At 49.2% G+C, this 13,603-nt stretch carries 16 protein-coding genes and 1 riboswitch; of the genes, 5 read left to right on the top strand and 11 right to left on the bottom strand.

Annotated elements, in window-relative coordinates; all coding sequences use genetic code 11:
- Positions 1-48: 48 nt before the first annotated feature.
- A riboswitch (Lysine riboswitch) is annotated at positions 49-221 on the bottom strand.
- Between the two features lie 5 nt (positions 222-226).
- The 6 genes from CK797_RS04215 to CK797_RS04190 form a co-directional block, all read right to left on the bottom strand.
- Entirely contained in the window at positions 227-682 is a 456-nt protein-coding gene (locus CK797_RS04215; RefSeq protein WP_181049519.1) for a GNAT family N-acetyltransferase, read from the bottom strand.
- Positions 683-732: 50 nt separating this feature from the next.
- Positions 733-1,407 (bottom strand): phosphatase PAP2 family protein, encoded by a 675-nt coding sequence (locus CK797_RS04210; protein ID WP_104688552.1) that lies wholly within the window; start codon positions 1,405-1,407, stop codon positions 733-735.
- A 60-nt stretch (positions 1,408-1,467) separates the two neighbouring features.
- Positions 1,468-1,935, bottom strand: a complete 468-nt coding sequence (locus CK797_RS04205) for a threonine/serine exporter family protein (protein ID WP_104688551.1) — start codon at positions 1,933-1,935, stop codon at positions 1,468-1,470.
- 12 nt (positions 1,936-1,947) lie between these two features.
- A complete protein-coding gene (locus tag CK797_RS04200; protein ID WP_104688550.1) occupies positions 1,948-2,703 on the bottom strand; it encodes a threonine/serine exporter family protein in 756 nt (251 codons plus the stop codon).
- Between the two features lie 88 nt (positions 2,704-2,791).
- Positions 2,792-2,992 (bottom strand): cold-shock protein, encoded by a 201-nt coding sequence (locus CK797_RS04195; RefSeq protein WP_104688549.1) that lies wholly within the window; start codon positions 2,990-2,992, stop codon positions 2,792-2,794.
- 173 nt (positions 2,993-3,165) lie between these two features.
- The gene (locus CK797_RS04190; protein WP_104688665.1) at positions 3,166-3,813 is read right to left on the bottom strand and encodes a metal-dependent transcriptional regulator; all 648 of its coding nucleotides are present in this window, start codon (positions 3,811-3,813) and stop codon (positions 3,166-3,168) included.
- 211 nt (positions 3,814-4,024) lie between these two features.
- On the opposite strand from CK797_RS04190, the gene CK797_RS04185 reads away from it, so the two are divergent.
- Entirely contained in the window at positions 4,025-4,951 is a 927-nt protein-coding gene (locus CK797_RS04185) for a cation diffusion facilitator family transporter (protein WP_104688548.1), read from the top strand.
- Between the two features lie 57 nt (positions 4,952-5,008).
- On the opposite strand, the gene CK797_RS04180 is transcribed toward CK797_RS04185, so the two are convergent.
- From CK797_RS04180 to CK797_RS04170, 3 genes are all read right to left on the bottom strand, one after another.
- Positions 5,009-5,695, bottom strand: coding sequence for a VIT family protein (locus CK797_RS04180; protein ID WP_104688547.1), 687 nt, complete (start codon positions 5,693-5,695; stop codon positions 5,009-5,011).
- A gap of 13 nt (positions 5,696-5,708) precedes the next feature.
- Positions 5,709-6,392 (bottom strand): VIT family protein, encoded by a 684-nt coding sequence (locus CK797_RS04175; protein WP_104688546.1) that lies wholly within the window; start codon positions 6,390-6,392, stop codon positions 5,709-5,711.
- Positions 6,393-6,586: 194 nt separating this feature from the next.
- A complete protein-coding gene (locus CK797_RS04170; protein WP_104688545.1) occupies positions 6,587-7,063 on the bottom strand; it encodes a universal stress protein in 477 nt (158 codons plus the stop codon).
- Between the two features lie 266 nt (positions 7,064-7,329).
- Here CK797_RS04170 and CK797_RS04165 point away from each other — a divergent pair, with 266 nt between their 5' ends.
- The 4 genes from CK797_RS04165 to CK797_RS04150 are packed head-to-tail and all read left to right on the top strand — an operon-like array spanning position 7,330 to position 10,225.
- The gene (locus tag CK797_RS04165; RefSeq protein ID WP_104688544.1) at positions 7,330-8,076 is read left to right on the top strand and encodes an amino acid ABC transporter ATP-binding protein; all 747 of its coding nucleotides are present in this window, start codon (positions 7,330-7,332) and stop codon (positions 8,074-8,076) included.
- Positions 8,077-8,089: 13 nt separating this feature from the next.
- Entirely contained in the window at positions 8,090-8,920 is an 831-nt protein-coding gene (locus CK797_RS04160; protein WP_104688543.1) for a transporter substrate-binding domain-containing protein, read from the top strand.
- Entirely contained in the window at positions 8,920-9,558 is a 639-nt protein-coding gene (locus CK797_RS04155; protein ID WP_104688542.1) for an amino acid ABC transporter permease, read from the top strand. Before CK797_RS04160 ends, CK797_RS04155 begins: the two co-directional genes overlap by 1 nt.
- A gap of 13 nt (positions 9,559-9,571) precedes the next feature.
- Positions 9,572-10,225 carry an amino acid ABC transporter permease gene (locus CK797_RS04150; protein ID WP_104688541.1) on the top strand — a complete coding sequence of 218 codons (654 nt, stop codon included), beginning with the start codon at positions 9,572-9,574 and terminating at the stop codon, positions 10,223-10,225.
- A gap of 73 nt (positions 10,226-10,298) precedes the next feature.
- Here the strand turns inward: CK797_RS04150 and CK797_RS04145 are convergent, their stop codons facing one another.
- Together CK797_RS04145 and rnjA are read right to left on the bottom strand one after the other, a co-directional pair.
- Positions 10,299-11,486 (bottom strand): CPBP family intramembrane glutamic endopeptidase, encoded by a 1,188-nt coding sequence (locus tag CK797_RS04145; RefSeq protein WP_104688540.1) that lies wholly within the window; start codon positions 11,484-11,486, stop codon positions 10,299-10,301.
- Between the two features lie 145 nt (positions 11,487-11,631).
- Positions 11,632-13,491 (bottom strand): ribonuclease J1, encoded by a 1,860-nt coding sequence (rnjA, locus tag CK797_RS04140; protein WP_104688539.1) that lies wholly within the window; start codon positions 13,489-13,491, stop codon positions 11,632-11,634.
- Between the last annotated feature and the right edge of the window lie 112 nt (positions 13,492-13,603).

Raw genomic sequence — 13,603 nt, 5'->3', positions numbered from 1 at the left:
TTCTAACGGGGCATCCATCAGAAGACCTGGTAATAACCACGGTGAATCATTTTTGGAAGCGCCCCGCACTTTTGCGACAGTCCATGACTTATTCAGCCATGACCCAACGGAATACCGTAATAAGCCGCTACCCGTTTCGGCACCTCTCCCTTTCATCCGCCATTCGGTGCTTATTCACCTGCTGCAGAATACTAATAAGAAATGCAACCTCTTCATTGTTTTTTAATTATACTCTAATATTAGATTGACGCAAGTCCCTTTTATAAATCCAGATCCCCCGCTCACCATCGTCGCGTACTCGGGTAAAGCCATTCTTAATCAGAACCCGCTGAGAGGCAACGTTCTCATTGTCGACGGTTGCAGTCAATTGGGTCCCCGGTTTCATACGGTCACACAAGAGGCCGACCGCCGTCGTCATGATCCCCCGGCCCCAGTCAGCCCGGTTTAGCAGGTACCCCAACTCCCAACAGTCCGTACTGACCCGGTCGAGAGTGATAATTCCTACCACCCGACCATCATATCGAATCGTCAGCAGATGGACGCTATCCATCAGCATCGCTACGGCAGTTGGATCGGGCATAACCAGTAAGTGAGCCCGCTGCCGCACCAGTGGATCAGCCAGGACTTTAGCGATCGCCGGCCGATCATCTGGAAGGGCTATATCAAGCTTGATCTCTGACATTATTCTGCCTCCTAACAAAAAAGCCGTGCATAAGGGCACGGCAGTAATCGCTAAATTTCGGACGTTGATAAGAACGGAACCTCTCGCAAGCGCGGTGCCCAGGCCACATAAAGCCATTCGGCCACTTGGAGCCAGGCGTAGGCCAGCAGCATTGCACTAATTGTGTCAAAGGGCCAGTGGGCGTACAGGTAGACTCTAGAGATCGCCAGGAAGAAGACCACGAAAACGATCAAGAGCTGACAAATTGTCCGGGTAGAATGCTTCTTGATCAATGGTACCACAACCAGTAGGAGAATAGCTGCCACTAAAAAGACCCCGAGGGTGTGGCCGCTTGGAAAACTGTATCCGTCATCAGCAGCCAGGTGCTGTGCCGGACGAGCCCGCTTAACGATATGCTTGAAGAGCTCACCGAGGACATCCCCGCCAACAATCGTACCTAGAGCCCACAGCGCTGGAATCTGGTAACGCTTGTACCACAAAAAGACAGCAATAATGACCACCCAGAGCAGATCCATCTTTGGGCTCGCCAAAAATGACAGCAGGGTCATCAGGGCATGAAACCAACCCGCACTCTCGATATGTTGTCCAGTAAAGAGTGACTGAAGAACGGCATCAATCATGGTGGCCACCGTTGAGTTAAACTTGATAAGCAGCATTAAAATGATAAAAGCACCACCGCTGATGGCAAAGCGCCACCATCGGTGCTGATCGCGTTCAATAAACATTGATAAATCTCCTATTTCGATATTAATGACATTAACTGAGTATACCACACTGTCCCACGGTCAACGGTTCTTTTTCACAATTTTCCAATGGCGGTAGTGGACAATCCGGTTCAGAAGTTCCCCTAATCCAAAGCCCAAGGTAATTGCACCAACGATAACTACCACCTGGTAAAAATAGACGGTAACCAAGTGGTAGTTGCCGATAGCAAAGTTGCGAACCATCTTATAAGCCTGACCGCCGGGAACGAAGGGGACCAAGGCCGGAACTTCAAAAACGATTGCTGGCATCTTCTTGTGTTGGGCCGCCCACCGGCTGCATACGGCAATCAGAATGGCGGCCAGGAGGTTGCTGAAAGCTAGCCCCACCCCATCCTGATAGTACATAATCCAGTAAATAACCCAAGTGCCCCCACCGATAACCCCGGCTACGTTGTAGGCACGGGGCGGGATATGGAGAAGGATCCCGAAGCAGACCGTTGAAACATAGGAGAGGAAGAACTGTAAAGCTAGGTTTAAGCAATAATGCATTCTGCCACCCCCCTAAGCAAAGTGCAGGACAATCACGATTGCACTACCGATTGAGACCGCCGTCAAGACGGCCTCAATTCCCCGAGTCGGCCCCGAGATCAAGTTACCTGACACCAAATCCCGGGCTGCGTTGGTCAGCGGGATCCCCGGTACTAGTGGCATGACAGCACCGATAATGATGTCGTTGATGTTGTGGGCCCAGCCAAATTTGACCATCAAAACCGCCAGAAAGCCGATTACCAAGGACGAACAGAATTCACCCAGGTACTGTATCTTAAACTTGCGGATCACGTAAGAGAAAACAGCATAGCCGATTCCACCGTCAATGAAGCCAACCCAGGAATCCCGGTAATCACCAGTAAAAACAATCATTAACGCCATGCTCAAAACGGCCGCCGCCACCGCCTCAACCAGGTTTTGGTATTTGTACGGACCCTGGCGGTCAACCCATTTCAGCTGGGCATATGCTTCGGGAAGGGTAATCAATCCCTGGGACATTTCCCGGGAAATCTCATTGACCGCGGTCACCTTACTGAGGTCGTTCCTGCGCCGGCGAATGTTCATCACCATTGCATTAGGCATATTGTTGGCCCCGAGAACGATCCCCGTCACCGTCGTGAAAGCCTGAAAATCTTGAAGGCCAGCCGTGTGGGCCATCCGGTGGAGAGTATCATTGACCCGCTCCATATTGGAACCATTCTCGATGAGAAGCCGCCCAGCTAGCGAACACGTCCGCAAGGCCAGTCGGCGCCGCTTTTTCGTTAGCATCTGCCCACTTCCTTTATTCAATTAACTCTACTAAAAAAGGTACCACTAACAATTTGCATTGTCAGCAGTACCTGCTAGATTTAACCATTTAATCCTTAACAACGTTGACCGCTTGAAGACCTCGGTCGCCTTCCTCGACGTCAAAGGTCACGTGCTGACCCTCTTCCAAGCTCTTGAAGCCATCACCTTGGATGGCGGAGAAGTGGACAAATACGTCGTCGCCACTCTCACGGTTGATAAAACCGTAGCCCTTGTCGTTGTTAAACCATTTAACAGTTCCTTGTTCCATTAGTATTGAATCCTCCTGTGCACGATGGCACGTCTATATTTGTAATAATCATTGGTGAAGATGGAAGATCGCTTTAACTAAGTGAAACAAATCGAGCCAACCGCACATAAAAACTACAAGGTTAATTGTACCATGTCCATACGAAAAAAGCGATCACTTCTCGATGAGCGTTGCTACTTAATAAAAATATTGTGGGCCGCTTTATAAGAAACACTAACCGGCTGCGAAGCGTCACCCTTGGTAATCACAATTGGGCCTTCAAACGGCTCGTGCCGGATGACTTTCACCTTGTCCTGGGGCCGCAAGTTGAGCTCCTCAAGGTAGGTCAGCAACTCATGATTATCCAAGAACCGCTCCAATTCGACCTCCTCGCCATCATCAGCATCCGCCAGCAGACGGTGACTAACATCCGGAAAATGGCCGTTAGCGGCAGGAATTACCCCACCATGGGGACAGTTCTGCGGGTGATCGAGAAAATTATCCAGGGCTGTAGCAAGGCGGTCACTGGTCTGGTGTTCGAGGACCTCAGCCTCTGAGTGAACATCGGCAAAGTTATAGTGGAGCTTATCCACCAGAAATGTTTCCCAGAGACGGTGCTTACGAACCAGTTCAGCCGCATAGCGTTGCCCCTCTGCCGTTAAAGAGATTCCCGCGTACGGCTCGTGGACAACTAAGCCTTCATCGGCCAGCTTGGAGATCATTTCAGTGACTGATCCAGCGGCAATGCCCAGGCCCAGTGAAATCTCCTTATTCGATACTTTTTTGTGACTGCCGCCCAGCTCAAAAATAATTTTCAAGTAGTCTTCCTTCATTGGAGTCAACATCAATTCACCTCTAAATAAGAATTTCTGGCCTTCAAACGGTCACGAAAATAATACTCCTCGTCAAACATTGAACATAATAACATTATAGCATATCATGAAAGAGTAGTTTGGAAGCCCTAACTTTTCTGTTAATAACATTTAGCTATTATAATGCTATGGGATTAAAAATTGCAATTCATATCTATATTTAAGGAGCGACCATTATAATATGGAAGAAAAAATCACTGGTAAGCGCTTCTTAGCGGTTACCCTCTTGAACGTCTTAATCACGGTTGTTGAGATCATTGGGGGCCTAATCTCAGGCAGCTTGGCCCTGCTCTCCGATGCCTTCCACAACATGGGAGATTCTTTCTCAATCGTCCTTGGCTACTTCGCCCAGTACATCGGCAATCATCCCGAGACTCGGCAACGAACCTATGGATACCGTCGGGCAGAGATTCTATCGGCATTGACTAATAGTCTCCTACTGGTCATCATTGCGATCTTCTTAATCGGTGAAGCAATTCAGCGACTCAATCATCCCCAGCACATCAACGGTGGCATCATGCTGACCGTGGCTATCATCGGTCTAATTGCTAATCTGGCCTCGGCCTTGTTATTGCACGCCGGCAGCCACGATAGCTTAAACGTCAAGGCTACTTACCTCCATGTACTCAGTGATGCCCTCTCCTCGGTTGCCGTTATCATTGGCGGGTTGATCTTAACCTTCGTTAACGTCCCCTGGCTCGACCCGGCACTGACCATCGCAGTGGCTCTCTACATTGCCTACGAGTCCTGGCCAATCATTGTCCAGACTATCAAGATCCTGATGCAGTCATCCCCTGATTTGGACTACGACAACATCGCCAAGGACATCAAACGGGTACCTGGTGTTGAGAATGTTCACCACGTCCACGCCTGGATGATCGACGAACACCGGATCATCTTCTCCGCCCACCTCAATTGCCAGGACCTCCCGCTCAGTCAGGTTGAGGGTATTTATACCCAGGTTGAAAACATTCTCCGACAGAAGTATGGTATCTGCCACATCACCCTCCAGGCGGAATGCACTCGGGGAAGGGGCGAGGAGCTCTTCAATACCCCGGTCGATGAAGAAAACGTCATCAAGTCTGACGGCTATAAACATCGGCACTAATCTACGAATTATAAAAATGCGGCTGGCGAATTTTCACCAGTCGCATTTTTGTTTGGTTTAGAAGAGTCGACCAACTCCGTAGTGGATTGTGATCGTAATCAATCCGATGACAATGTTTCGGATGACAGCTATCTTGACCAAACCGTTTCCCAGCTTGGAGCTGATGAACCCCGTTAAAGCACTGGTTAGTACCACCGCCAGGATCACCGCGTACCACTTAACGGCATTCGGCGCAAAGGTCATCGCCATCAACGGGAAGAGACCACCAGCCGCCGCACTGAAGAGGGACGAAAAGGCGGCATCCCATGGGCTTAAGAAGTGCCCCAACTCGATATCATACTTGACCCGAACCATCGTCTCCAGAGGCTTCTTGCTCAACAGGTCCTTAGCAATTGCCAAAGAGGTTGCCGGTGTAACCCCCTTATCGACGTAGTACTGTTTAACCGTATCTAATTCACCCGCAAAGTTGGTCTTAAGCAGGTGCTGCTCAGTACTTACCGCTGACTCCTCAGTGTCACGCTGAGTGGAAACAGATGCATACTCTCCGCAGGCCATTGAGAAGGCACAGGCTAACAGGTCGGACAGACCGGCAATGAAGATCGTGAACCGGTCGGTCGTGGCCGCCGCCACGGAAACCAAGACCCCGACAACCGTCAGGATCCCGTCGTTGGAACCGAGTACCCCTGCCCGGAGCGTGTTCAATTTTTCTTCCATCGTTTGCTTTTTCCGTTTGATTTTTGCCATGAACGCTCCTCCTTTAACGAGCAAACAATTGACCAATCAGGTAGGTTACACACATCGTCAGCAGACCCGCCGTAGCGTTGCGCAGCATTGACTTGACCCGGTTGGCCTTACTTAAAACTGCCGCAAAGTAACCGGTAATTAGCAAGGCAATCAGGACAGCAACCATGGTAGCAAAGATTCGGACATGTTCCGGAGCCATCGTCACCGCCACCATCGGTAAAATTGAACCCGTTGGGAACGAGATGAATGAGGCAATCGCTGCCGCATAAGGACTGGTAAACTCCTTGGGATTGAAGCCGTAACGTTCCTGAACTACAGTCGACAAGGCATCCTTGTCCATCAACTCACGGGTGGCCTGATTAGCCAGCCGGGGGTCGATATCCTGTTTCTCATATTGTTGCTGGACGTAATCAAACTCCTGCTGGTATTGATTAGTCAACCGTTGGCGTTCACTAATCAGAGCCATCTTCTGAGAATCCTTCTGGGTAGAAACTGATACATATTCCCCCATACACATGGAAATTGTCCCGGCTAGACTCCCGGATAGTCCAGAAATTAAGATTGAATAGGGATTGCTTGTTGCCGCAGCCACCCCAATGACAATCCCGGCAACAGAGATGATCCCATCATTGGCACCCATAACGCTTGTCTGCAGGACGTTAACCTTCTGGGCCAATGACATTTTCTTTTTTGGCATAGTTTCGCCTTCTCTTTTTAGTTTAGAATCATTATAACATTAATCTTTGGTGATACAACTATTTTATCACATCCATATTCACTAGTTTAGAAAGATTCAAAATAGTATAAGTATGGAAAAAGAGGCTGAGCATCAACTCAGCCTCTTTCATGTTACCCTAACGGGGCACCGCAATACTAAATACAAGCGTAATCTTATTCGTATGTTTGAACTGCTGTCGTCCGGATGACGAAGACAGACGTTCCAGCGTGACGGGTCATGTAAGAAGCCTGGGAACCAACGGCCTTGCGGTTACCCCACTTACCGATAGAACCGACCACCAGCAAGTCCGGTTGGAAAGCTGGGATAACGTGGTTGCAGATCCGTTCAGCTGGCCGTTCACCGTGATCGACAATCGCTGTGATCTTCTTCGGGTCAACACCGTAGTCGATAGCGGCCTGGACGTATTCGTTGATCCGCTTGCGCAATTCTTCTTCACTACTGTGGACATAGTCCTTATCCAAAATTTGGTAGACGCTGACATGCCCCGTTTCTAAAATAGAAACAATTCCAATTTCAGAACCGTCACGCTTAGCCTTGTCTACTGCATAGGCAAAGGCAGCCCGGGCATCCGGTGCGTCATCAACCCCAACGAGGATTCGCTTGAACTTCTTTGGCTTAATTTCGAACATTAGTATACCCCTCTCTATGTTCTCATTTAACGATGAAAGCATTTCGCGCTCGTCTTCGTTAAATTACACTCCCTATGTTACTACTTATCTGCGGTTTGTAAATAATTATTTTTGGCTATCCTAAAACAAAAGTCTTCTTGATCAGACTTTTTATAAAATTAGCATGAAATTTACTTTTGACGCCCTCTCCCATGAGATTTATAATTAAGGGGATTATGCCCGTATTGAGGCCATAACTAAGTTTATATGGATTGGGGAGTATACCTATGTCAATGATCGAATTCCATAACGTAGAAAAGTATTATGGTAAGTTTCATGCACTGAAAAACATCAACCTCACAATTGATAGCGGAGAGACGGTTGTCCTGATCGGACCATCCGGCTCTGGAAAAAGTACTTTGATCCGGACTATTAACGGTCTCGACCCGATTCAGTCCGGTCAGCTGATTGTCAATGGGTATGACCTGTCGGACAAGAAGACCAATATCAATAAGATTCGGCGTGAGGTCGGAATGGTCTTCCAACACTTCAACCTCTATAATAATAAATCTGTCATCGAAAACATCATGCTCGCCCCACGGATCGTCCTCAAACGACCCGAGGACGAAAATCGCGAACTGGCAATGAAGCTTCTGGATAAGGTTGGCTTAGCCAGCAAGGCAGATAATATGCCAGCTCAGCTTTCCGGGGGGCAGAAACAACGGATTGCCATCGCCCGCAGTCTGGCAATGAAGCCAAAGTGCCTGCTCTTCGATGAACCAACCAGCGCCCTGGACCCTGAGATGATTGATGATGTCCTCGACGTCATGAAGGATATTGCTGAAAACTCTAACATGACGATGCTGGTAGTCACCCACGAAATGAGCTTTGCCCGTGCCGTTGCCGACCGGGTCATCTTCATGGCAGACGGCCAGATTCTCGAAGATGACACAACCGCCAAGTTTTTTGGTCAACAGCCAAGTACTAAGCGGGCCCAGGAGTTTATGAGTAAGATCAGCGGACACATCATCTAAAGGAGGCCTCGTCATGAAAAGATTATGGCACTTATTAGGACTAGGAACCCTGCTAGCTGCAATGCTCCTGACCCTGTCGGCCTGTGGACAATCTGTGGCTAAACAGGATGTACTAGCCCGTGATGAACAAAGTAAACAGATCACCTGGGGGGTTAAGTCCGATACCCGCTTGTTTGGCCTAGAAAATATTCGGACCGGTAAGTTGGAAGGATTTGAAATTGACCTGGCTAAGGCAATGACCAAGAAGATCCTCGGTCCCAATGGTAAATGCGTCTTCGTTCCCGTCACCAGTGGTACCCGGGTACCCCTGCTGAAGAACGGAAACATCGATGCTATCATGGCCACCATGACAATCACGCCAGAGCGAGAAAAGCAGGTCGACTTTACCCACTCCTATTTTGACGCCGGTCAGTCTCTGCTAGTCAAGAAAGGCAGCCCAATCAAAAACATTCACGACCTAAATCAGCCCGGCAAAGTCGTCCTTGGGGTCTCTGGATCCAATTCAGTTAAGAACGTTGCCAAACATGCACCCAGGGCTCGAGTCCTTCAGCTCTCTGACTATGCGCAGGCGATGACAGCCCTCAAGTCGAAGCAGGGTGACGCCCTAACCACCGATAATGGAATCTTGTACGGGATGGCTGCCGAGAACCCCGGATACGAAGTCGTCGGCGGTAACTTCACCAAAGAACCCTACGGAATCGCTGTCAACAAAAACCAGGCGCGTTTCCGTAACAAACTGAACTGGGCCCTGAAGGAAGTTGAACGAGACGGTACTTACAACCGTCTCCTTCTCAAGTGGTTCGGTAACGTTAAAGGCTTTAATTATCAGGAGATGAAACGCTAATGGCTAACTTAATTGCAACACAATGGCAGCCGTTGTTAATGGGCCTCTGGAACACCATCCTCTGTAGCATCATCGCCCTTGTCGGCAGCCTAATCATTGGAACACTCTTTGCACTTCTCGAAATCTCACAAAATCGGGTCCTGCGGGTCATCGGAAAGGTCTACGTTGAGGTCTTTCGGAACATCCCCCTGCTGGTCATCACAATGGCCTTCTTCCTGATTGTTCCGATGTACATCGCTAAGATCAACGGTTTCACAGCCGGAACGATTGGGTTGACCCTCTATACTTCCGCCTTCATTGCGGAGACTGTCCGGTCCGGAATTAACTCTGTCGAGGGTGGTCAGCTGGAAGGAGCCCTCTCCAACGGAATGACCTACCACCAGGCAATGCGCTACATCATCCTCCCGCAGGCTTTCCGAGTTGTGATTCCACCGCTGGGCAACCAGTTCATTAACCTGGTTAAGAACTCATCGGTACTGGCCTTCGTGGCCGGGTTCGACCTGATGTACCAGGGGAACCTGATTGCCAACGACACCCTACAAACGATTCCAACCTATTTCATTGTTGGAGTCATGTATCTGATCATCACGTTGCCGCTCAGCTACTACATGCGGCATCTGGAAAAGAAACTGGCCTAGGAGGTGATTGAGTATGCAAAATTTTATTGATGCTTATTCCTGGATCAATGTCCGCTTCCTCTTGCAGGGGCTGTGGATCACTATTGAAATTTCCGTGGCGTCGATCGTGATCAGTTTCATCGTCGGTACCCTATTGGGGATAATCCGTTACGAAAAGATTAAGTATATCTCGGCAATTGTCGGTTTCATCATCGACATCATCCGAAACCTACCTCTCCTGCTAATTATTTTCTTCACCTACTTTGGCTTGCCCAATATTGGAATCAAGCCTGAAATTATCCCGGCCGCTATCATGGCAATGTCGATCTTCGAGTCAGCCATGGTCGCCGAAATTGTCCGCTCCGGTATCAACTCGATCGACAAGGGCCAAACGGAGGGGGCCCTGGCCAATGGTCTGACCCGTTGGCAGGCCTTGCGGATCATTGTCCTCCCCCAGGCAATCAAGAACATGACCCCGGCCCTGGTCAGCCAGTTCATTTCACTGGTCAAGGACACGTCCTTGGCAACGATCATCGTCCTGCCGGAACTGATGTACCATGCTCAGATCATCTATGGACAGAACACCAATTACATTATTCCGATGTTCGTGGCCCTGGCGATCCTCTACTTTATCGTCTGTTATTCCCTATCATTATTGGCAGACTACCTGCATCGTCACCTCGCCTAGTGGCGGTTCTATAAAAAACAACCACCCCGTCGAAATCGACGTGGGTGGTTGTTTTTTGCCTAAATTACTCAGATTAGTAACGCACCATGAATCCGAAGTGCTGATGCTCACCTGTCAGACGGGCAACGTGACGTTCCATGACCTTGCGCCGCTGGCCAAACATCATCCAAGCAGCGATACCTGCAAAGACAACCAGTTCCAGGATTACGCTAACCCAGTCAGTCCAATTCGTGGTCCCTTTCATAAGGTCACTCCCGGTTACAACGAAACTCGTCCAATCCAGCAAACCGTGCATCACCATCGTCAACCAGAGCTGGCCAGTGTAGACGTAGACCACAGCGAAAAATAGCCCCAAGGAAAAGGCGCTGACTGCCTGGAGAATTGTCATATCCCAATGTTGCAACATGGCGTTGGACAGGTGAACCAGGCCAAACAACAGGGCACTGGTAACAATTGCCAGAGGCAAACGCTGCTTAACGTTTCGCCAGGCAGCGAAGAGGATCCCCAGAATGGCAAAACGGAAAAGGGTTTCCTCCATCACCCCTGCCTCAAAGGCCGACATTGTGAGGTGCCAGCTAGCCAGGTGAAGATTCGGCCATTGACCGATATTGAGTCCAGTGAAGAGAAGATCGATGACGACTAGCCCCAACAGGATCCACCAATTGAAATCACCGCTCCAATGTGGCCGCAGTCCCGGCCATGATAGCTTCCAGGCTCGCATAGCCGTTGTTATCAAGATGAAGTAGGCCACCGTCCCAACTGCGCCGGTCGATAGGGCTAACAGCAGAAAGTGATTATCAATCAGGTCGGTTGGCAGGGCCAGCAAGGGCAGGAAAACAACCGGCACCATCCAGAAAACAAAGATAAAGCGTTCAATGCTAGAGGTCAACTGACTGCCAATCACACTGGCAAACGGGGCAAACATGATGAAGTAGTATGCGATCATCAATGTTACTACCCCCCGAGACGGCAAGTGCAGAAGCACAATTATTTCCCGGGTAATAACGTCCCATGCCAGGATTAAAATCAATGGCTGGGTCAGGGCCTGCAGCCAGGCATTGACCCGCTTGATAGCAAGGGGCAACTGTGCCCAAAGCTCTACCACCAGAGCGATTGCCAGAATCACAACCGTAAACAAGAGCAGAACCGCAATCCGGTGACGATTAAACTCATAGTTCCGGATCATCATCATGGCGAGAATTAGTAAGGTGGCACCGATCTGCACTCGGTACCAGATTTTTAGGTAATCACTTCCAGACATCTGGAGTACCTTCCTCTCTAAAAATAGGTTACAAAATAATAATTGCTCCCCTCGATAATACCAGAAAAGCGGCACTTATTTAATGAAAAGACGAAAAAAGGTTCGCAATTGTCAAAATAGCAATTGCAAACCTTTGACCTACCGGTTACTTGCTGGCAACCGGCGTTTCCTGTTCGTGTTTCTTATTATGATGGTTACGGGAACGGTGTTGGTGATTTTCACTGTGGTTATTGCCCTGATGTTCCTTTTTACCCGTATGTTGGCCGCCCTTTCGGTTAGAATGGCGGTAGTGGTGGTTTTCGGCCCGATGATCACCATTCAAAATGGTAATCATTGGAATGATCACCGGTTTTCGGCCGGTTCGATCAAAGAGCAGCTTTTGCAATCGACTGACAATTGTCCGGTTCAACGCCCGCTGGTCAACTACCTTGTGATTCTTGAAGGTATTCAGAATTGCCCAGAAGACCTCATGATTAGCGGCCTTAATCAGCTCCTGGGATTCGTGCATGTAGACAAATCCCCGAGAAACAATGTCAGGGCCAGCCACAATCTGATAGTCCTTGAGATCCACCACGGCAATGGCGGTTACGACCCCTTCTTCGGAAAGCAGCCGCCGCTCGCGAATCTCTGGATTACCAACGGTGTCACCGGCATCCCGGCCATCAATGTAGACGTCTGCGACGCTGTCAATATGATCAGCCAGACGGCAGGAGTCCTTGGTCAGGGCCAGAACATCCCCGTTTTCGAGAATGAAACAGTTTTCCTTTGGCACCCCAGTCATCTGTGCCAACTTAGTGTGGATCTTCTGCATCCGGTACTCGCCATGGACTGGGGCGAAGAACTTTGGCTTCATCAGCCGTAACATAAATTCTTCATCAATCTGACCACCATGCCCAGAGGTGTGGATGTTGTTGACGTAACCGTGGATAACCGCGGCACCGTTTTCTTCCAACTTGTTAATCAGAGCGTTAACACTAGTGGTGTTTCCTGGAATTGGATTACTGGAAAAGACCACAGTATCGCCGGGCTGGATTGAGATCTGACGGTGGGTTCCGTTAGCGATCCGACTCAATGCAGCCATCGGTTCACCCTGGGATCCGGTACACATGATCAGAACCTTCTCCGGTGGGTAGTTGTTAATCTCATTCTGATCGATCAAAGAATCCTTGGGAATATTCAAGTAGCCGAGCTCCTGACCCGCGGCAATAGCATTCTCCATGCTACGGCCAAAGACGGCAATTTTGCGGCCCTGGGCAATAGCGGCATCTGAAGCTTCACGCAGTCGGTAAACGTTGGAAGCAAAGGAGGCGAAAATAATTCGTCCCTTGATCCGCTCAAAGATCCGACGAATATGAATATCAACCCACCGTTCTGACTTGGTGAATTGCGGTCGTTCGGCGTTAGTACTGTCGGACGTCAGCAACAGAACTCCATCCGAGCCCAACTTGGCCATCTGCTGGAGGTTGGGACCCGGTAAGTGGCCAACCGGAGTCAGGTCAAACTTAAAGTCTCCAGTCTGAACAATCGTCCCTTGCGGTGTGTGAACCGCCACCCCAATCGTGTCGGGGATAGAGTGGGTTGTCCGGAAGAAGCTGACCCAAAGCTTCTTAAAGTGGACTTCATCGAACTCGTCGATCTCGTGCAGCTCGGCACTTCGCAGGAGATGTTTCTCGTCCAGTTTACCCTTGATCAAGGACATCGCAAATGGCGTTGCGTAAATTGGCACATTTACCTTTTGGAGGAAGAAGGGCAATCCACCAATGTGGTCTTCGTGGCCGTGGGTGATGAAGATCCCCTTGATCTTATCCTTATTCTCAATCAAGTAGTCATAATTCTGGATAACGTAATCAACCCCGAGAAGCTCGTCTTCCGGGAAGAGTACCCCACAGTCAATAATGATGATCTCATCTTGGAACTGGACACAGTACATGTTCTTACCAATTTCACCAAGGCCACCCATGGCGAAAAAGGCAACTTCGTTATTCTTAATTTTTAACTTTGCCATAATACCTTTCCTTTTCTATTTTTAGCGTGACTATACTAACGGAAAATAAGTAAGCCAAAAGAACCGTTTGCAGGTCAGCAAGGACGGCTAACATTTATTCAGTTTTCTTATT

It is taken from the genome of Limosilactobacillus pontis (assembly GCF_002940945.1).
Classification (GTDB): Bacteria; Bacillota; Bacilli; order Lactobacillales; family Lactobacillaceae; genus Limosilactobacillus; species Limosilactobacillus pontis_A.
Note: the sequence above shows the minus strand (reverse complement) of the source record. Positions and strands in the feature narration are given on the sequence as shown.